At 38.8% G+C, this 20,032-nt stretch carries 17 protein-coding genes and 1 other annotated feature; all 17 genes read right to left on the bottom strand.

What is annotated here, in order from left to right:
• Position 1 precedes the first annotated feature (1 nt).
• The gene (gene carB / locus ACQKOF_RS00660) at positions 2 to 3,199 is read right to left on the bottom strand and encodes a carbamoyl-phosphate synthase large subunit (protein WP_427552699.1); all 3,198 of its coding nucleotides are present in this window, start codon (positions 3,197 to 3,199) and stop codon (positions 2 to 4) included.
• Positions 3,192 to 4,292, bottom strand: a complete 1,101-nt coding sequence (locus ACQKOF_RS00655) for a carbamoyl phosphate synthase small subunit (RefSeq protein WP_427552697.1) — start codon at positions 4,290 to 4,292, stop codon at positions 3,192 to 3,194. Before ACQKOF_RS00655 ends, carB begins: the two co-directional genes overlap by 8 nt.
• Positions 4,292 to 5,569 (bottom strand): dihydroorotase, encoded by a 1,278-nt coding sequence (locus ACQKOF_RS00650; RefSeq protein WP_427552695.1) that lies wholly within the window; start codon positions 5,567 to 5,569, stop codon positions 4,292 to 4,294. The genes ACQKOF_RS00655 and ACQKOF_RS00650 overlap by 1 nt, the downstream gene beginning before the upstream one ends.
• A 1-nt stretch (position 5,570) precedes the next feature.
• Positions 5,571 to 6,449: an aspartate carbamoyltransferase catalytic subunit gene (locus ACQKOF_RS00645; protein WP_427552692.1), complete on the bottom strand. Its 879-nt coding sequence runs from the start codon at positions 6,447 to 6,449 to the stop codon at positions 5,571 to 5,573.
• 233 nt (positions 6,450 to 6,682) lie between these two features.
• A complete protein-coding gene (locus ACQKOF_RS00640) occupies positions 6,683 to 7,993 on the bottom strand; it encodes a solute carrier family 23 protein (protein WP_427552689.1) in 1,311 nt (436 codons plus the stop codon).
• A gap of 20 nt (positions 7,994 to 8,013) precedes the next feature.
• The gene (gene pyrR, locus ACQKOF_RS00635; RefSeq protein WP_427552687.1) at positions 8,014 to 8,556 is read right to left on the bottom strand and encodes a bifunctional pyr operon transcriptional regulator/uracil phosphoribosyltransferase PyrR; all 543 of its coding nucleotides are present in this window, start codon (positions 8,554 to 8,556) and stop codon (positions 8,014 to 8,016) included.
• Positions 8,557 to 8,796: 240 nt separating this feature from the next.
• Positions 8,797 to 9,708 (bottom strand): RluA family pseudouridine synthase, encoded by a 912-nt coding sequence (locus ACQKOF_RS00630; protein ID WP_427552685.1) that lies wholly within the window; start codon positions 9,706 to 9,708, stop codon positions 8,797 to 8,799.
• Positions 9,705 to 10,184: a signal peptidase II gene (gene lspA, locus ACQKOF_RS00625; RefSeq protein ID WP_427552683.1), complete on the bottom strand. Its 480-nt coding sequence runs from the start codon at positions 10,182 to 10,184 to the stop codon at positions 9,705 to 9,707. Before lspA ends, ACQKOF_RS00630 begins: the two co-directional genes overlap by 4 nt.
• An 824-nt stretch (positions 10,185 to 11,008) precedes the next feature.
• Positions 11,009 to 13,777: an isoleucine--tRNA ligase gene (gene ileS / locus ACQKOF_RS00620; RefSeq protein WP_427552681.1), complete on the bottom strand. Its 2,769-nt coding sequence runs from the start codon at positions 13,775 to 13,777 to the stop codon at positions 11,009 to 11,011.
• A 293-nt stretch (positions 13,778 to 14,070) separates the two neighbouring features.
• Positions 14,071 to 14,290: a binding site (T-box leader), on the bottom strand.
• 99 nt (positions 14,291 to 14,389) lie between these two features.
• The gene (locus ACQKOF_RS00615; RefSeq protein ID WP_053483381.1) at positions 14,390 to 14,914 is read right to left on the bottom strand and encodes a DivIVA domain-containing protein; all 525 of its coding nucleotides are present in this window, start codon (positions 14,912 to 14,914) and stop codon (positions 14,390 to 14,392) included.
• 95 nt (positions 14,915 to 15,009) lie between these two features.
• Positions 15,010 to 15,798 carry an RNA-binding protein gene (locus tag ACQKOF_RS00610; RefSeq protein WP_427552679.1) on the bottom strand — a complete coding sequence of 263 codons (789 nt, stop codon included), beginning with the start codon at positions 15,796 to 15,798 and terminating at the stop codon, positions 15,010 to 15,012.
• 338 nt (positions 15,799 to 16,136) lie between these two features.
• The gene (locus tag ACQKOF_RS00605; RefSeq protein ID WP_427552677.1) at positions 16,137 to 16,418 is read right to left on the bottom strand and encodes a YggT family protein; all 282 of its coding nucleotides are present in this window, start codon (positions 16,416 to 16,418) and stop codon (positions 16,137 to 16,139) included.
• 20 nt (positions 16,419 to 16,438) lie between these two features.
• Positions 16,439 to 16,936: a cell division protein SepF gene (locus ACQKOF_RS00600; protein WP_427552675.1), complete on the bottom strand. Its 498-nt coding sequence runs from the start codon at positions 16,934 to 16,936 to the stop codon at positions 16,439 to 16,441.
• Positions 16,920 to 17,624, bottom strand: coding sequence for a YggS family pyridoxal phosphate-dependent enzyme (locus tag ACQKOF_RS00595; RefSeq protein ID WP_427552673.1), 705 nt, complete (start codon positions 17,622 to 17,624; stop codon positions 16,920 to 16,922). Before ACQKOF_RS00595 ends, ACQKOF_RS00600 begins: the two co-directional genes overlap by 17 nt.
• Positions 17,625 to 17,768: 144 nt before the next feature.
• On the bottom strand, positions 17,769 to 18,005 hold the full coding sequence (locus ACQKOF_RS00590; protein ID WP_053594630.1) for a PRC-barrel domain-containing protein: 237 nt from the start codon (positions 18,003 to 18,005) through the stop codon (positions 17,769 to 17,771).
• 423 nt (positions 18,006 to 18,428) lie between these two features.
• Complete coding sequence (gene sigG / locus ACQKOF_RS00585; protein ID WP_049668350.1) at positions 18,429 to 19,202, bottom strand: RNA polymerase sporulation sigma factor SigG; 774 nt, start codon at positions 19,200 to 19,202, stop codon at positions 18,429 to 18,431.
• A 114-nt stretch (positions 19,203 to 19,316) separates the two neighbouring features.
• Entirely contained in the window at positions 19,317 to 20,024 is a 708-nt protein-coding gene (sigE, locus tag ACQKOF_RS00580; RefSeq protein WP_049668349.1) for an RNA polymerase sporulation sigma factor SigE, read from the bottom strand.
• Positions 20,025 to 20,032 lie beyond the last annotated feature (8 nt).

The following is a 20,032-nucleotide window of genomic DNA, read 5'->3' as shown; positions in this document are numbered from 1 at the left end:
ATTAATGTACTACCTCCGCTTTTGGCATTTGTTCTGCTGTGAATGTCATTGATTCAATAACTCGGACCATCGCTTCCGCTGTGTCTAATGAAGTTAAGCAAGGTACGCCATTTTCTACAGACTCACGACGAATTCTGAAGCCATCACGTGCCGGCTGCTTGCCTTTTGTTAAAGTGTTGACAACAAGTTGTGCCTCACCGTTTTGAATTAAATCGATTAATGTTTGACCTTTTGCACCGATTTTGCCAACTATATCTGTGCGTACGCCTGCAGCTTCAAACGCTTTAGCTGTACCTTCAGTTGCGACAATACGATAGCCTACTGTTGAGAAGCGTTTTGCAAGTGCAATTGCTTCCTCTTTATCTTTATCGGACACAGTGAATAATACTGTGCCTTCTGTACGAATTTCCATACCTGCTGCAACTAAGCCTTTGTAAAGTGCTTTTTCTAATGTTGCATCTTTCCCCATTACTTCACCTGTTGATTTCATTTCAGGCCCTAGTGTAATGTCAACACGACGTAATTTAGCGAATGAGAATACTGGCACTTTCACGAAGACACCTTTTTGTTCTGGCGCTAAGCCTGTTGGATAGCCTTGTTCTACGATTGATTTACCAAGAATCGCTTTCGTTGCAATATTTGCCATCGGAATGTTTGTAATTTTACTTAAGAACGGTACTGTACGAGATGAACGAGGGTTCACCTCGATAACGTATACTTCGCCCTGTGAAATTACATATTGAATGTTCATTAAGCCTATGATACCAAGACCTTTTGCAAGGCGAGTTGTATAATCCACTAACGTATCTTTTTGTGCCTGTGTTAATTTTTGTGGCGGGTATACAGAGATAGAGTCGCCAGAGTGAACCCCTGCTCGCTCGATATGCTCCATAATACCTGGAATTAAGACATTTTCACCGTCACAAATGGCATCTACTTCAATTTCTTGACCTGTTAAGTAGCGGTCTACTAATACCGGGTGATCCGGAGATGCTTCTACTGCGTTCTCCATATAGTGTTGTAATTCCTCTTCGTTGTAGACAATTTCCATTGCGCGTCCACCTAGTACGTATGAAGGACGAACTAGTACTGGGAAGCCTAGACGTTCACTAATAGCAAGTGCTTCCTCCGCTGATACAGCTGTTTGACCTAGTGGCTGCGGTATGTTCAAGTCGCGTAATGCTTGCTCGAATTTGTCACGGTTTTCTGCACGGTCGATATCTTCAAGAGATGTACCTAGGATTTTCACGCCATTGGCAGCTAATTTATCAGCTAGATTAATAGCTGTTTGGCCACCGAATTGTACAACTACTCCAATTGGTTGCTCAAGGTCGATAATATGCATAACGTCTTCGATTGTTAATGGCTCGAAGTATAATTTATCTGAAATCGAGAAGTCAGTGGATACTGTCTCTGGATTCGAGTTAATAATAATCGCTTCGTAGCCCGCTTCTTGAATTGCCCATACTGAGTGTACTGTTGCGTAGTCGAATTCAACCCCTTGACCAATGCGGATTGGACCAGAACCAAGTACAATAACTGATGGCTTGTCTGATTGAATCGATTCGTTTTCATCTTCATATGTGCCATAGAAGTATGGTGTTTCAGATTCAAACTCCGCTGCACATGTATCAACCATTTTATATACAGGGATAATGCCATTTTCTTTACGATATGCATATACTTCTTCTGGTGTTGTTTCCCAAAGTTCAGCAATTTTCTTATCTGCAAAGCCTAGACGTTTTGCTGTACGTAACATATCTTTATCGTTTTTATGGTCAGCAAGTGTTTGCTCCATATCTACGATGTTTTTGAATTTATTTAAGAAGAATAAGTCAATTGCAGACCAGTCATGGATTTGCTCAATTGTTACACCACGACGCAGTGCTTCTCCGATAAAGAATAGACGCTCGTCACCTGCTTTACGGATACGTTTTTCAATCCAAGAATCAGAGTTTTCTTCTGCATGTTTTAGCTCTAAGTGAACTTGACCTGTTTCAAGAGAACGCACTGCTTTTAGCATAGCTTCCTCAAATGTACGACCAAGTGCCATTACTTCACCAGTCGCTTTCATTTGTGTACCAAGATTACGCTTTGCTGATTCGAATTTATCGAACGGCCAGCGTGGAATTTTCGCCACGATGTAGTCTAGAGCTGGTTCGAAGCAAGCATACGTAGAACCTGTTACAGGGTTTTTGATTTCATCTAATGTTAAACCAACCGCAATTTTTGCTGCTAGCTTTGCAATTGGATAGCCTGTTGCTTTTGAAGCTAACGCTGATGAACGTGATACACGAGGATTTACTTCAATCACATAGTAATTAAAGCTATATGGATCAAGTGCTAACTGTACGTTACAGCCACCTTCAATTTTTAATGCTCGGATAATATCTAATGAAATATTACGTAGCATTTGGTTTTCTCGATCTGAAAGTGTTTGTGTAGGTGCCACTACGATAGAGTCACCTGTATGAATACCAACTGGGTCAACGTTCTCCATGTTACATACAACGATTGCGTTGTCGGCAGCATCACGCATTACTTCATATTCGATTTCTTTATAACCAGCGATTGATTTTTCTAGTAAACATTGTGTTACAGGGGAGTATTTTAAACCAGATGTAACGATCTCCTCTAAATCTTGATCGTTGTAGCAAATACCGCCGCCTGTACCACCAAGTGTGAAAGCAGGACGAACGATTACTGGGTAACCAATTTTCGCTACAAAGTTTTTCGCTTCGTCTAAGTTATGAATAATATCTGATTCAGGAACTGGAGCACCTAGCTCATACATTAAATTACGGAATAGATCGCGGTCTTCTGCTTTATGGATCGCTTCTAATTTTGTTCCAAGAATTTCAATACTAAGCTCATCTAGAATTCCTGATTTATCTAATTCAATGGCCATGTTTAAACCAGTTTGACCACCAAGTGTTGGTAGGATGGCATCTGGACGCTCTTTACGTAGAATTCGTGATACAAACTCAAGTGTAATTGGTTCAATATATACTTTGTCGGCAATTTCTGTATCTGTCATAATTGTTGCCGGGTTTGAGTTTATTAAGATAACGCGATAGCCTTCTTCTTTTAAAGAAAGACAAGCTTGTGTTCCTGCGTAGTCAAATTCTGCTGCTTGTCCGATAACGATTGGACCTGATCCGATTACTAAAATAGTTTCAATATCTGTACGTTTAGGCATGTTGTTTCCCCTTCCCTGCTTCTACTTCCATCATTTCGATAAATTCATCAAATAGGTAATTTGAATCCTCTGGTCCTGGTGATGCTTCTGGGTGATATTGCACCGTGAAGATTGGATATTTCTTGTGACGTACACCTTCACAAGTGCCGTCGTTTAATGCGATATGTGTTATTTCTAAATCTGTATCTTTTAATGAATCAATATCGATTGCATAACCATGGTTTTGAGATGTTAAGTCTGTACGACCAGTGCGTAAATCTTTTACCGGATGGTTACCACCTCGGTGACCGAATGGTAATTTGAAGCTTTGTGCACCACATGCTAGCGAGAAGATTTGGTGGCCAAGGCAAATACCGAACATTGGCACTTTTCCGATTAAATCGCGTACGGTTTCAATGCCTTCTGCCACGTCTTCAGGGTTACCTGGTCCGTTTGACAGCATAATTCCATCTGGATGCCACGCTAATATTTCTTCTGCCGAAGTATTGTAAGGGACTACAAGCACATCGCAATCACGTTTGTTTAACTCACGAAGAATACCGTGCTTCATACCATAGTCAATTAATACGACGCGTTTGCCACGACCTGGTGATGGGTAAGCTGCTTTCGGTGATACTTCACGAACATGGTTTGTAATCGCTGGTGTTGCCTGTAATTTTGCTACGATTTCATCCACATTCACTTCTTCATCAGCCGCTGTTAAAATAGCTTTTACAGACCCTTTACTACGAATAATGCGTGTTAATTTTCGTGTATCGATCCCTTCAATGCCCGGGATATCCTTTGAAGTTAAGTACTCATCTACCGTTAAATCACAACGGAAGTTTGAAGGTGTTTTTGCTAATTCACGAACTACAAACCCACGAATAGCAGGTGTGATCGATTCAAAATCATCACGGTTAATACCGTAATTACCGATTAAAGGGTAAGTTAACGTTACGATTTGTCCGTAGAATGAAGGATCTGAAATGGTTTCCTGATAACCTGTCATCCCAGTTGTGAATACAACCTCGCCTTGTGAAGCTCGCTCACTACCGAACGCTGTACCTGTAAATACTGTGCCATCTTCTAAAATAAGTAAACGTTTTTTCATTACTCTGCCTCCTGGTATACGATATTACCTTCAAAAATTGTAAGAACTGGCCATCCTTTTACAGCCCAACCATTGAATGGTGTATTACGTCCTTTTGATACAAAGCCCTCTGCATCAATTGTTTGCTCTTTATTTAAATCAATTAAGATCATATCTGCCGAAGCACCAACTTCTAATGTGCCGTATGGTAAATCAAAAATTTGAGCTGCCTTTACAGTCATCCAGTCAATCAACTGTTTTAACGTCCATTTTCCTGTTTCTACAAACTGTGTGTAAAGCAGTGGGAACGCTGTTTCGAAGCCTACAATGCCAAATGGAACACCAACCATACCACAGCATTTTTCTTCTACTGTATGTGGAGCATGATCTGTAGCGATACAATCGATTGTGCCATCTAGCATAGCTGCGTGAAGTGAGTCTTTATCATCTGCTCCACGTAATGGAGGATTCATTTTCCAGTTTGCATCATCCGATGGGATATCCATTTCTTCAAGTAATAAATGGTGTGGGCAAACTTCTGCAGTGACACGAATTCCTGCTGCTTTCGCGTCACGTACTGCACGTACAGATTCCTTCGTTGATACATGACATACGTGGTAGCGTGCTCCAGCTGCTTCGGCTAGTAGAACATCACGTGCAATTTGAACGGATTCACAAATCGATGGAATTCCTGGTAAACCAAGCTCTTTATTACGCTTCCCTTCATGCATCACACCGTCGTAAATTAATGAGTTATCTTCGCAGTGTGCGACAACTACCATATCGTGCTGTGCTGCTTCCTTCATTTGCTCATACATTGTTGATGCAAGCTGGATCCCAACACCATCATCTGAAAATGCGACAGCCCCATGTTCTTTTAATTCTGCAATATCTGTGCGAACCTCACCTGAGATATCTTTTGTTAATGAGCCGTATGGAAGTACTCGAATAACTGCACTTTCTTTAATAAGACCGTTAATCAACTGCATATTTTCTACTGAATCTGGCACTGGTTTTGTATTTGGCATCGCACAAATTGTTGTGAAACCGCCCTTTGCTGCTGATGCTGAACCTGTAGCAATTGTTTCTTTATGTTCGAAGCCTGGCTCACGTAAATGTGTGTGAACATCGACAAAGCCTGGTGCAACAACTAAACCTTTTCCTTCGATTATTTCTGCGCCTGCTACATTTACGTTTTGACCTATTGCAGTAATTTTGCCAGCCGCCATAGCTATATTTACTGTTTGTAGCTCGCCTTGTTCATTTAGCATTTGTACATTTTGAAGAACCTTTGTCATGTTACTCTCTCCCCTTTAAAATTGTTTCAACAATAGCCATCCGTGTATATACACCATTACGAACCTGCTCGAAAATTCTAGAACGCTCGCATTCTACTAGCTCTGAAGCAATTTCTACATCACGATTGACCGGTGCTGGATGCATGATAATTGCCTTTTCTTTCATTTGTTTCTCACGTTCAATTGTTAAACCGTACTCTTCATGATAGCTCTCTTTTGAGAAGCTTTTATTTACCTTATGACGTTCATGCTGCACACGAAGTAACATAATCACATCGCTTATTTCGATTAAATCATCCCAAGAATGATGCGCTTCAAAACTGCCTGCCCACTCTTCTGGACAAAGGAAATGAACATTTGCCCCTAATTGCTGTAACGCTAAGGCATTCGATTTCGCTACACGGCTATGGCATATATCTCCAGCGATTGTCACATTTAACCCTTCAAAAGAACCAAACTCTTTTTTGATTGTATAAAGATCTAATAATGATTGAGACGGATGCTGACCAGTGCCGTCACCTCCATTAATAATGGATACATTGATGCCTTCAAGTAGTTCATTGTAATAGGCATCTTCCTTTGCGCGAATGACTACTGCATCCATACCAATCATTTCTAACGTCTTTACCGTATCGTACAATGTCTCCCCTTTAGAGACGCTCGAAAAGCTACCGTCAAATGGGATAACGATACAGCCAACTTTACGCTCTGCCATTTCAAAGCTTGTCTTCGTGCGCGTACTTGGTTCAAAAAATAAATTTGCGACGTTGTATGGACGAGATAACGATGATGCTTCACCATTCTCAAAAGCTTGCGCACGATCTAGAATGTGGTTAATTTCTTCAATTGTTAAATGTTCCATCGATAATAAGTTCTTCATTGTAACCTCCGCAGGGTGTGTTTCATAAACGTTTTGTAACGTTTTGTAACGTTTTGTAACGTTTTGTAACGTTTTGTAACGTTTTGTAACGTTTTGTAAAAATAAAAGCCCCGTTGATGTCATCAACGAGGCATAAGGAGGCTCGACAAACTACAGCAGGATACGCTCCTACTTTTAGCCTGTCTACAACTTCCCTTTCTTTGCCTCTCTGGACAATTCATTAAAAGGTACTTCTATGAATCTTTATTTTGATTGTACGGTACTGGTATTTTCGCTTCTTTTTTACCTGGTAGGATGGCATTTAAAAGAACACCGATAATCGCTGCTAATGCCATACCTTCGATACTTAGTGATTCTGAAATAACGAACTTCGCACCACCGATACCAATGACTAAAATAACAGAGGCAATGACCAAGTTACGACTATTCCCAAAGTCGATATGATTATCAACTAACATTCGTAATCCACTTGCTGCAATTATACCGAAGAGTAAAATCGAAACCCCACCAAGTACGGCTGTTGGAATTGTTGCAATAACTGCCATTGCTTTCCCGAAGAATGATAGTAAAATTGCTACGACTGCTGCTCCTGCAATAACGTATACGCTGTATACACGAGTGATAGCAAGAACTCCAATATTTTCACCGTAAGTTGTTTTCGGTGGACCACCGATTAATGCACTAATAAATGTTCCGATTCCATCCCCTAAAAGTGAACGGTGTAATCCCGGCTCTTTAATATAATCTCGATTAACAACTTTACCTAATACTAACTGGTGACCAATATGCTCTGAAATAGTTACGATAACGATTGGCACCATTGTTAGGAGTAGTTTTGTTGTGATTTCAAAGTTATAGTGAACACCTGGGATTAAAAACTCAGGCTTTGCAAAGAATTTTGCTTCGGCAATTGGTGAATAATCTACAATCCCGATAATCATTGAGTAAATATATCCTACGATTAAGCCAATTAAGATTGGCATTGTGCTTAAAATACCTCTAAAGAAAATCGTGAAAATAATAGCTGTAAATAATGTCACTAACGCTGCTGAGAAGTGTAAAAAGCTATATTTGTCATTGACATTCATCGCCATATTAACCGCTGTCCCTGATAATCCAAGACCAATTACCATAATGACAGGTCCTACTACAATCGGCGGTAAAATTTTCATAATCCATTTATAGCCGCTTTTCCAGATGATAAGGGATACGATACCATATGTAATCCCGACTGCCATAGCACCAATCATCGCATGACCTGGATTTACACTTGAACCATCTTTATTTAAACCACCTGCTACAAGTAAAATCGGTGCAATAAAGGCAAAGGATGAACCTAAATATGCTGGTACCTGAAATTTCGTAATTAATAAGAAGAACAGTGTAGCAATTCCGCTTGTTAAAAGGGCAATCGCTGGACTAAGACCTACCAACTGAGGAACTAAGATCGTTGACCCAAACATGGCAAACATGTGCTGGAAACTTAATGTCACTAGTTGGACTGGGGTCGGTTTATCCTTAATATCTAATACTGCATTTGACATAATGTTTCCTCACTTTATAGTTAGTCTTCTTTAAAAATGATGACACAATCTTCTCCGTCTACCTCTTGTAAATTTACGACAATACGCTCTGTTCCAGATGTTGGTACATTTTTGCCAACATAATCAGCTCTTATTGGCAGTTCTCTATGGCCTCTATCGATCAGGACTGCAAGTTGAATTTGTGCAGGTCGCCCTAAATCCATTACTGCATCAAGTGCTGCGCGTACTGTACGCCCTGTGTAAAGTACATCATCGACTAAAATAATTTTTTGATTGACGACCACATAATCAATATCTACTTGCTCAACATGTGCCTGTTCATTATCATGCTTTGTCGTTAAATCATCTCGATAGAGGGTGATGTCTAGCTCCCCCGTACGGATTGGTTTGCCTTCAATTTTTTCAATTTGTTCTGCTAGGCGTCTTGCAAGAAAGGCACCTCGTGTTTTAATACCAACTAAAATACATTCATCGATTCCTTTATTGCGTTCAATAATTTCGTGTGCAATGCGTGTTAACGCTCTTGCCATAGATGGGCCATCTAATAGCTCATTTTGTGCCATGTAAGTTTCCTCCTCTCTTTTATTTATTGTTGGTCATGTGTCCATAAAAAAACCTCTCAAGGCGAATGGCCTGAGAGGGTTATATACGTGTTTAAATAGTATGTTGAAAAATTTGCAGCACAAATTTTTTGCAACACATTCACATGTACCTTCTCAGCCTCTCTGGACTGTCATTAAAGGTGAATATTTAGTTAAGTTGTTCATTCACTTTCGTTAGTATAGACCTTCTTTTACTATACGTCAATGCATATTTCTTAAATCATTTAATAATTGTTCATAATCAGCAGGAATTGGTGCTTCAAACTGCATATATTCGCCAGATGTAGGATGATCGAATCCTAAAATTCCTGCATGTAATACTTGTCCACCAAAGTCTATTGTCTTTTTCGGACCATATTTTGGATCACCAACAAGAGGGTAGCCAATATAATTCATATGCACACGAATTTGATGAGTTCGTCCTGTTTCTAAACGACATTCTAAAAGAGTGAATTCGCCAAAGCGTTCGATAACTTGGAAGTGAGTTACTGCATGCTTCCCTTTATCGACAACTGCTTGTTTTTGACGATCTTTTTGATCGCGTCCAATCGGTGCATCAATTGTTCCTTTATCATGTGCAATATGCCCGTGAACTAGCGCAGTATATTTACGTGTTACTGTTTTATTGACTAGCTGATTCACTAACGATTCATGAGCTGCATCATTTTTTGCAACCATCAATAATCCTGATGTGTCCTTATCAATACGATGGACAATTCCCGGACGCATAACGCCATTAATGCCTGACAAATCCTGACAATGATACATTAAGCCGTTTACAAGAGTACCTGTCATATGTCCAGGCGCTGGATGGACAACCATGCCCTTCGGTTTATTCACAACAAGGACATCTGCATCTTCATAAACAATATCAAGGTCTAAGTTTTCCGCAATAACATCTAATGGCTCTGCTTCAGGTACATCGATTTCTATAATATCTCCCACTTTTACCTTATACTTCGCCTTTACAGTCTCTCCATTTACTTTGACAATGCCCTCGGTAATCCAATTACCAATTTGTGTACGCGACCACTCTGATTGCACACTTGAAAGCGCCTTATCAATGCGCTCTCCCTGTTGTTGTTCTTCCATTGTATATAATACTTGCGTCATTGTTTCACCTGTTTCTTTCCTTTTTTATCTTCAACGATTAAGCCAATCATTAATATTACTACCGCAAATGTTAAAGCTGCATCCGCAATATTAAAGATTGGGAAATCATAATTAATTACTGGAATTAAGACATTTACAAAATCGACCACTTCACCTCTAAATATACGGTCAATAAAATTACCTACAGCTCCGCCTAATAAAAGCATTAAGCCAACTTGAAAAATAGGTTTACCCTTAGCTTCTTTATGATAAAAGTATAGGATGGCACAAATAACGCCTATCGTGACAATGCTAAATAACCACATTTGTCCTTCTAACATTCCCCATGCTGCTCCCCTATTGCGATGAGACAATATCCCAAACCACGGATCCCATACTGAAATTCGTTCACCAAACTCCATATTTTTCACAATTAGCCATTTTGTCCATTGATCTAAAATAACCACGAATGCGGCCAATCCATAATATTTATACACAGACACTCCTCCGTTCGCTCAACATCTAACCTATTCTACCATAACAGCCCATCTCAGAATAACTAATATAGCATGAAAATATGGCTCAACACCAATATGTAGGGGTGATTTTTGCTCCGATTCGGCGCTTTCTTTTGGGCGTTTGCTGAGCTATCCGTTGTTTTTGACTTTTTATCCGTCACTTTCGGCTTTCTATCCGTCGCTCTGACTCTTCTTTCCGTCGCTCTGGTTTTCATCCGTCACTTTAACTCTTCTTTCCGTCGCTTTCGTCCTTCTATCCGTCACTCTGACTCTTCTTTCCGTCGCTCTGGTTTTCTTCCGTCACTTTGACTCTTCTTTCCGTCACTTTCGTCCTTCTATCCGTCGCCTTGGCCTCTCTATCAGTCGCTTTCAACTGAAAAAGTCACTCCATTACAAAAAAAGAATCTACTGACCTCATGACAAAGTAAACAACGCAAGCCCCCATCATCAGGAGCTTGCGTTATTAATTACATAGAATACAGATTCTTATTTTTAGTTTGCATTACTGTTTGCTTTTATCAATTATGCCGAGGCATAATTGCGTCCGGAATCGGCTTTAGGCCAACAGATGTTTTTTGCGCGAAAGCGTAGTGCTAACGCAGCGGCAGCAGCACGAAGTTGGCCACTCAGTCGTTGCCACAGGACGTGGCGCTCTTAGACTGAGTTCCTCTATTTCAGCGGATGTTTGGACACCCGCAGAAAAGTGACTTAAAAAAAACCCATTCATCTCATCACCTATAGAGGTGGGCGACTACTGTACCTGTCGCTACGCTTTCGGTACAAAAGACTTTTGCTGAAAGAAGTTAAACGTAATACTTTTCTACAACTTCTGCACAACGCGCACACACTGTTGGATGTGCTTCATTTGAGCCGATTGTTTCAGAAATAGACCAGCAACGCTCACATTTTTCACCTGTTGCCTTTTCTACAATAATCGATGCATGTTCTAGAGCTAAAGCATCTGCAGGTGCAGCTTCAATTGATGCTACTTCAAAGGCAGAAACGATTGAAAGCTGTGCAAAATCAATGCTTGCATCATTTAATAATGCCGCCACATCTTCTTTCGCATAAACTGTCACTTTCGCTTCAAGTGATTTACCGATTGTTTTTGCATTACGAGCTTCCTCTAATGCTTTTAAAATATCATCACGAACATCAATAATTTTCACCCATTTTGCACGTAGACTTTCGAAGTTTTCATGTTCATCTACCTCTGGGAAGTCTGTTAATTGTACAGATACCTCTTCTACAACACCTTGAGCACGTAAGTAAGACCACATCTCGTCACTTGTATGAGGGATAATAGGTGACATTACTTTTACTAATGTCATTAATGTGTCATAAATAACTGTTTGCATCGCACGGCGATCTTTGTTGTCATGGCCTTCGATGTACACAACATCTTTTGCAATATCTAAATAGAATGAAGATAATTCTACTGCAACAAAGTTATTCACTGCATGATAAACAGCTGCGAAATCATAGCGATCATATGCAGCACTTACAGTTTTTAATACATCCTGTAGGCGCATATAAACGTACTGATCCATTTCACGAAGATCCTCATATGCTACGCGATCTTTCGTTGCATCGAAATCAGCTACATTTCCGTGTAAGAAACGGAATGTATTACGGATTTTTCGATAAACCTCAGATACTTGCTTCAACATATCCATTGAAATACGAACGTCAGCTGTATAATCTACAGAAGCAACCCATAAACGAAGAATATCTGCTCCGTATTGATCCATAACCTTTTTCGGGATAATTACATTCCCTAAAGATTTACTCATCTTACGACCTTCACCATCTAGCACGAAACCATGTGTTAATAGTCCCTTATATGGTGCATAGCCATTAATAGCTACAGAAGTAATTAATGATGAGTTGAACCATCCACGGTGTTGGTCAGAGCCCTCTAAGTATAAATCAGCTGGATATTTCATACCACGTTCTACTAGCACACCTTGGTGAGAAGAACCTGAGTCAAACCAAACGTCCATAATATCGTTTTCTTTTGTAAATTCACCGTTCGGGCTACCTGCATGTGTGAAGCCTTCAGGTAATAATTCTTTTGCTGTTTTTTGGAACCAAATATTTGACCCATGTTCACGGAATAATGCAGAGATATGAGCAATTGTTTCTGGTGTAATAATTGGTTCACCATTTTCAGCATAGAAAATTGGAATTGGCACACCCCATGCGCGCTGACGTGAAATTACCCAGTCTCCACGGTCACGAATCATATTATAAAGACGAGTTTCACCCCAAGCAGGTGTAAATGTCGTTGATTTTACTGCGTCTAGTAACTCATCACGGAATGCATCTATTGACGCAAACCATTGTGGTGTTGCACGATAAATAACTGGTTTTTTCGTACGCCAGTCATGTGGATAAGAGTGTGTAAAGAAGTTAAGCTTTTCTAATGCGCCTACTTCTTTTAATTTTTCTGTGATTAATTTGTTTGCATCATTGTAGAATACACCTTCAAAACCAGGTGCTTCATCTGTATAGCAGCCGCTATTATCAACAGGGCTAAGAATTGGTAGACCATACTGCTTACTAATATGATAGTCATCTTCCCCGTGTCCTGGTGCTGTATGAACACAGCCAGTTCCCGCTTCAGCAGTTACGTGCTCTCCAACCATCACAAGAGATTCACGGTCATAGAATGGATGCTGTGCAACAATTCGATCTAATGCTTCACCTTTAACTTCTTGAACAACTTCATACGATTCCCATTCAAGTTCGTTAGCAACTGTTTCTAATAATTCTTTTGCAACGATGAATTTTTTATCGGCAACTGCAACAACCACATAGATAAATTCAGGGTTTACAGAAATCCCTAAGTTTGCTGGAATTGTCCAAGGAGTTGTTGTCCAAATGATAATTTTAGTATCTGCTGGGACAACATCTTTAGCATCTTTAATCGCAAAGCTCACATAAATAGAAGGTGATTTAATATCTTTATATTCAATCTCTGCTTCTGCAAGTGCAGATTCAGATGATGGAGACCAGTAAACTGGTTTTAAACCTTTATAAATATAGCCTTTTTCAGCCATCTTTCCGAATACTTCAATTTGGCGTGCTTCAAATTCAGGTTTTAATGTAATATATGGATTTTCCCAATCACCACGAACACCTAAACGGCGGAATTGAGTACGTTGGTTGTCGATTTGCTCGTAAGCATACTCTTCACATAATTTACGGAATTCAGCAACAGACATTTCTTTGCGCTTTACACCTTTGTTCGTAAGTGCTTGCTCAATTGGTAAACCATGTGTATCCCAACCCGGAATATAGTTTACATGGTAGCCAGTCATAGAGCGATGACGAGTAATCATATCTTTCAGCACTTTATTTAAAGCATGGCCGATATGGATATCACCATTTGCATATGGAGGGCCATCGTGTAACACATACTCAGGGCGTCCTTCTGTACGCTCCATCTGTAATTTATTAATGTCCATTTCATTCCATTTTTCTTGCATCTTCGGTTCATTTGCCGGTAAGTTTCCACGCATTGGGAAATCTGTTTTTGGCATTAATAAAGTATCTTTATACTCAACCATTTTTTCAATTCCTCCTTTATTTTACAAACAAAGAACATATGCACTTAGGCGCACATTCACATAAGACAGTTATTAGGCTTATCACCATAACGTAGGGTTGCAACTGAGCGCTTTCCTGGGGGGCGTCCGATGAGACGCTAATCCCCGAGGAGTCACCACCCTCGAGTTCTAGTTATTAGCAAAATCAACACGTTTTAATAACGGAAGTAGTTCAATCATAGAATTTATCCATTTCACACGAATAGAAACGGAAGTCTTCCGCCATTTGAACATAAAAAAGCCTCTCAATCCCAAAAAGGGACGAGAAGCTTATACTCGCGGTACCACCCTAATTGTAGCACAAAAATGTACTACCACTTAAAGCACGTTAACGTTGTGCGTCACGAAATAACTTACTTCATTCAGTTATTTAGCTCCGAAGTGATGTTCATTGTTATTTGCTTGTTTGGGCTCACACTATCCCCAAATCGCTTAACTACGCCTAACAAATACTGTCTTCGTCTCTGCCTGTTTGCATATGTGTTCAAAATAATTACTATTACCATAGTATATGAAAATCAAACAATCACGTCAAGCTTCACTTATTGCGTTCCAATGTCTACATAATAGCGATTAAACTTGATCGGCTTCCTGTGCTTCTTCAACAGATGTTTGGATTTCAGTAAGGTCAATATCATATTGTAGCAAATGGTCCCAATCGTCTGCATTTAATAAATCCAGCTGTGCCTCTACAAGCATTTTAAAACGATTACGGAATACCTTTGATTGCTTTTTCAGCTCATCAATTTCAATTGTCACTTTTCGAGCCTTTGTTAAAGCCTCATTGATGATACGATCAGCATTTTTTTCTGCTTCCTTTACAATGAGTTTAGCCTCTTTTTGGGAATTTCTTCGCACTTCGTCAGCTGCCTCTTGTGCAACAACAATTGATTTTTGTAACGTTTCCTCTAATGAGTTAAAATGTCTTGCTTGCTCTAAAGAAATTTCTAATTGTCTGTCTACTTCCTTTTTTTCACGTAACAAAATTTCATAGTCTTTAATAATTTGATCTAAAAATTCATTTACTTCATCTTCAGCATAACCTCTGAAGGATTTAGTAAACTCCTTATTATGTATATCAATAGGTGATAATGGCATACGATCCTTCTCTCCTTTACATGTAAATTCGTACTTTCTATTATACAATTGTTCCAACAACTTAGCAGTAAAAATTAATGAAATTTACTTGATTTTCAGCTTTTTTGAGTCAATCGACCGATTTGTAAACGAATTTTATCTTTTTTTGTACGGCCTTCAGTCATCATAATTTTTATTCGACCGCTACCGCGTACAGATAAAATATCCCCTTCTTGTAATTCAAAAGCAACTGTATCCCGTTCAGTCCAATTGATACGTACCTTTTTACCTGTAATTAATGCTTGTGCCTTCTGACGAGAAATTTTTAAAACAGTGGAAATAATAACATCTAAACGCATAGAAGAAACAGTATGAGACTCTTCTAGCCACTCTTCCTCGTTTTGAAGCAATGGCTCCGTCTCTTTAATCGATTCTACATGTACCTTTACTTTGCCGATGCCTGTTAAATGTAAGCGCACATATTCCGCTACCTCATTCGCTACTACAAATTGTACTAGATAGTTATTGACACGAATATCACCGAATTTGCCACGATCCAATCCTAAAGATAATAAAGCTCCAAGAACATCTGGATGTCGTAGTTGGACAAATTTCACAGGATATTGAATTGTAAATACTGTAAGCTGAAAATCTTCCTCCATAGGCTCATAATAAGTAGGATAAATAAGCATGCGTTGTCTTTCTGCATCCTCAAAGAGCCCAGCACTAGCTATTTTTAAAGTGTCATACTGTCCAATTATCGATGCAACAATGAAGCGCTGTCGAGGATCTAGAAAATCAGTAAGCTTTGGAGCATATCGATCCTCTACCTCATGCTGCCAGCCCACAACCTGTTCAATAAAAGGCTGTTCATCTTTCCTAAAATGCTGTATTAAATGCTCCATGTAACTCCACCTCTATTATCTCTCTTTTACTTGTACAATTTCATTGGTATTTTAAGGATTTATAAAAAATAAGTGGGGTTGATTTCCGTTCCGGCTGCGCACTTTCCTGGGGGGCGTCGGGCTAACACGATGTTGGTCACGAAGGCGTTATCACAGGACGTGATGCTTTTAGCCTTCGTTCCTCTATTGCTGATCCCAAGGAGTCGCCCAGCCTCTACTCCAATCAACTTTATACATAGTACTACTCATGCTTATGAATTCTTGGGAATCACCACTAAATTGTTTATATTTAGTATTCCCCATAAATAAAAAATCCCCACCGTTCGTGAGGATTTCTTTTAAGCAAACATATCGAATATTTTAAAAATAACAATAAAAAGCCCTTTTTGAATATAATTAAGGAGAAATATTGCTACGATAGGTGAAATATCAATCATGCCAATTGGTGGGATAAATTTTCTAAAAATCCCGAGATAAGGCTCACATAATTTTGCTAATATACGTCCAACTGATGAATTTTGAACAGCAGGCACCCAAGACATTAACACATATGCTACTAACATTAGTGAATAAACATAAAATGCTATTGACACATATTGCCAAATAAATAAAAAAGTCATATAAACTACAATCCTCGCTATTAATTATCGTCTAAAATAAAATTCGAAATTTCGCCAGACACTTCTACATTATCAGGTGTGCATAGGAAAATGTCTTTACCGATTCTTTGAATATCACCGCTAAGTGCATAAACTGTACCACTTAAAAAATCAATAATCCGTACTCCTTGCTCTCGTTCAATACGTTGTAAATTGACGATCGTTGCACGCTTATTTTTTAAGTGTTCAGCAATGTCCTGAGCTTCGGCATAAACTCTAGGTTCAACTAATACAACTTTTGCACCTTTTGAATTCATTGCTGCCTGCAAACTTACAATGTTGTTTGTAGGTGTTGTACTCTGCGGAAAAATCTCCTGAACCGGTGCCTTTCGCTCCTTCATAACTTTTTTAGGCTTCACTGATTGAATCTGTTGCTGTTGTTGTACGGGTTGTTGCTGTTGAATAGGAGCTTGCGTGATTTCTTCTTCTAGTTCTTCCTCTAGATAAAAGAAGTTTTTAATTTTATTTTTCATGCTCATCCTGTTCCCCTCTTTCATTTCCAACAAGAGCCGTTCCAACTCGAACAAATGTAGCCCCTTCTTCTACCGCAATTTCAAAGTCATTAGACATGCCCATTGATAACTCGGTACAAGGTGCGTGTGCGAATCCTTGCTCGGCTATTTGCTGTTGACATTGTTTTAATTGCTTAAAAACAGAGCGAATAATTGTTTCTTCATCTGTATTTGGTGCCATTGTCATTAAACCAACAACTTGAATTTTTGTAAAACTCTTTAATGATTCAATAAAAGGCAGGACTTCATCAATCGATAAACCATGTTTTGATTCTTCGCCTGATACATTAACTTGTACAAAACATTTGACAGGTTTGTCTGCTCTTTTTTCAATTTCTTGCGCTAAACTCAAACGATCTAATGCATGTAAATAATCAATACTGTTAATAACTTGTTTGACCTTACGTGTTTGTAAAGATCCGATATAATGCCAATGTACATCAGCTTGAATCGCCTCAATTTTACGATTTAAGCCTTCAGGACGGTTCTCTCCTAAATGAATAAGCCCCGCATCAATTGCTTCTTGTGTTCTTTCTACAGAAACTTCTTTTGTCACTGCAATAATTTGGACATTCTCAGCTTCACGATTTGCACGTTTTTTTGCTTCTAGTATAAGATCATTAATTTTCTTCAAATTTGTTAAAATTTTCGTCACTGTTTTTCCCAACTTTACAACAATAGTTTCTTTTATTGTAACAAGCAATGCTTGAATTATCAATGAATAGCCTGACCTATGTGAAAGTACATTTTACCCCACCAACGCTTTAAAATTGCTTAATATGCATAGAAATTTTGCTCTTTAGGATAAAGCTTTTACTAAAATGACGTCCTTTCCTACTACAAGTACATCTTTCATATACACTTTCCTAACAGATTCTTCCCCGCGGAAAAGGCCTAGATATTTACGGGGCTCTGCAATCATAAAAGCCGTTACATAGCCTGTTTCTTTGGATACCTCTGCATCTACCACAAATCCTAAAAAGCGTCCATTGCCTGCTTCAATAACTTCTTTTTGCTGTAACATTGAGAAACGCATTTTATCCCTCCCTAAATCAATTACTCTCAACATCGTTTTATCTCAACAAACTATGTTTTCTCTATATATTTATGTGTTTATTGTTGTTTAAATGAAAATGAAATGATTAAGGAATCTCTCTTTGGCAAAACGTGTGGTTGATTTCCGTTCCGACTGGGCGCTTTCCTGGGGGCGTCCAGTCGGAACGGAAATCAACCAATTCACATGACATACGTTTTAAAAAATAACATCCAACTTTTTAGTTTTATCGGAACACTTTCAGGAATTATCGCCCAACTTTTAAATTTTATCGATAAACATTCACGTTTTATCACCCAACTTTTAATTTTTATCGACATCCACCTTCCAAAGAGCAAAAAAGGTTCATACACAAAAATTGACATAAATAAAATGCGCACCGAGAATTCGGATGCGCATTGTTTTTTACTTATAATCTTTCTGCATTGTTTCAATTGCATTTTTTTCTAGACGAGAAATTTGCGCTTGAGAAATCCCCAATTCTTTTGCAATTTCTGTTTGTGTCTCACCGTAATAAAAACGCTTTGCAACAATCATTTGTTGACGATCATCTAACTTTTGCAAACTTTCCTTTACCGATACGTAGGCAACCCATTGATCTTCAGATACATCATCATCACGTAATTGGTCCATCATATAAACAGCGTCTCCACCGTCTGAATAAATGGGCTCCTGTAAGGAAACTGGATCTTGAATGGCATCTAAAGCAAATAAAACATCTTCCTTTTTCATGTCAATCATTTCAGCAATTTCTTCAATCGTTGGTTCTCGTAAATTATCGGTTATCCATTGCTCTTTTGCCTGCATCGCCTTATACGCAATATCTCTTAGAGAACGAGAAACACGTAATGCATGATGATCACGCAGATGGCGACGAATTTCACCAATGATCATCGGTACAGCGTATGTTGAAAATCGTACATTATGCTTCAAATCAAAATGATCAATGGCTTTCATGAGGCCAATACAGCCTACCTGAAATAAATCATCTGCCTGCTCACCCCTGTAGGCAAATCTACCGACAATACTAAGCACTAACCTTAAATTGCACATTACAAGCTCTTCCCTAATCTCAGTTTCTCCAGCTTGTAAACGAATGAATAGTTCCTTCATTTCCTCGTGCTTTAAAATTGGCAAAGTCGATGTATCTAAGCCGCAAAGATCTACTTTAGTTCGCATATTCGATTCCTCCGGATGTTATTCTCTGACTAAACCGTTACATCAGTTTGTCCGAGAGAAACAAGAATATGCACAAAAGCTACGACCAATTTTAGGTAGGGTAAATTTCCCTCTCTAAGATATTGGCTGATTCAGATTTTCACGTAAATCTTGAATAATTTTCTTCTCTAATCGGGAAATATATGATTGCGAAATACCTAAATGATCAGCAACTTCTTTCTGAGTCATTTCAATTTTTCCATTGAGACCAAAACGACATTCCATAATATATCGTTCACGCGCACCTAGTAAATTAATGGCATGAAACATATGTTGACGCTCAATTTTCTTCTCTACATTGTCTAAAATAATATGCTCTTCAGTTCCTAAAATATCAGACAATAACAATTCGTTTCCATCAGCATCGGAGTTTAATGGTTCATCTAATGAAACTTCACCCTTCATGCGACTTGTTTTACGTAAATGCATCAAAATCTCATTTTCAATACAACGTGATGCGTATGTGGCAAGTTTAATATTTTTATCAGTATTGAACGTTTCAATCGCCTTAATTAAACCGATAGAGCCAATACTTATTAAATCCTCAATCGGCGTTCCCGTATTATCAAAACGTCTAGCAATATAAACAACAAGACGTAAATTACGTTCAATTAGTGTATCTCTAGCTCGTAAATCACCATTCATAAAGGATGCAATGACTGTAACTTCTTCTTCTCGACTTAATGGCACTGGCAATGAATCATTTCCCCCTATATAGTACGTTTCACGACTCCGAAACTTACTCCAAAATTTTTTCAAGCTAGCAAGTAGCCTAAGAAGCAATAGTTCTC

The sequence above is a fragment of the Lysinibacillus sp. NPDC093190 genome (genome assembly GCF_050280425.1).
GTDB lineage: Bacteria > Bacillota > Bacilli > Bacillales_A > Planococcaceae > Lysinibacillus.
Note: the sequence above shows the minus strand (reverse complement) of the source record. Positions and strands in the feature narration are given on the sequence as shown.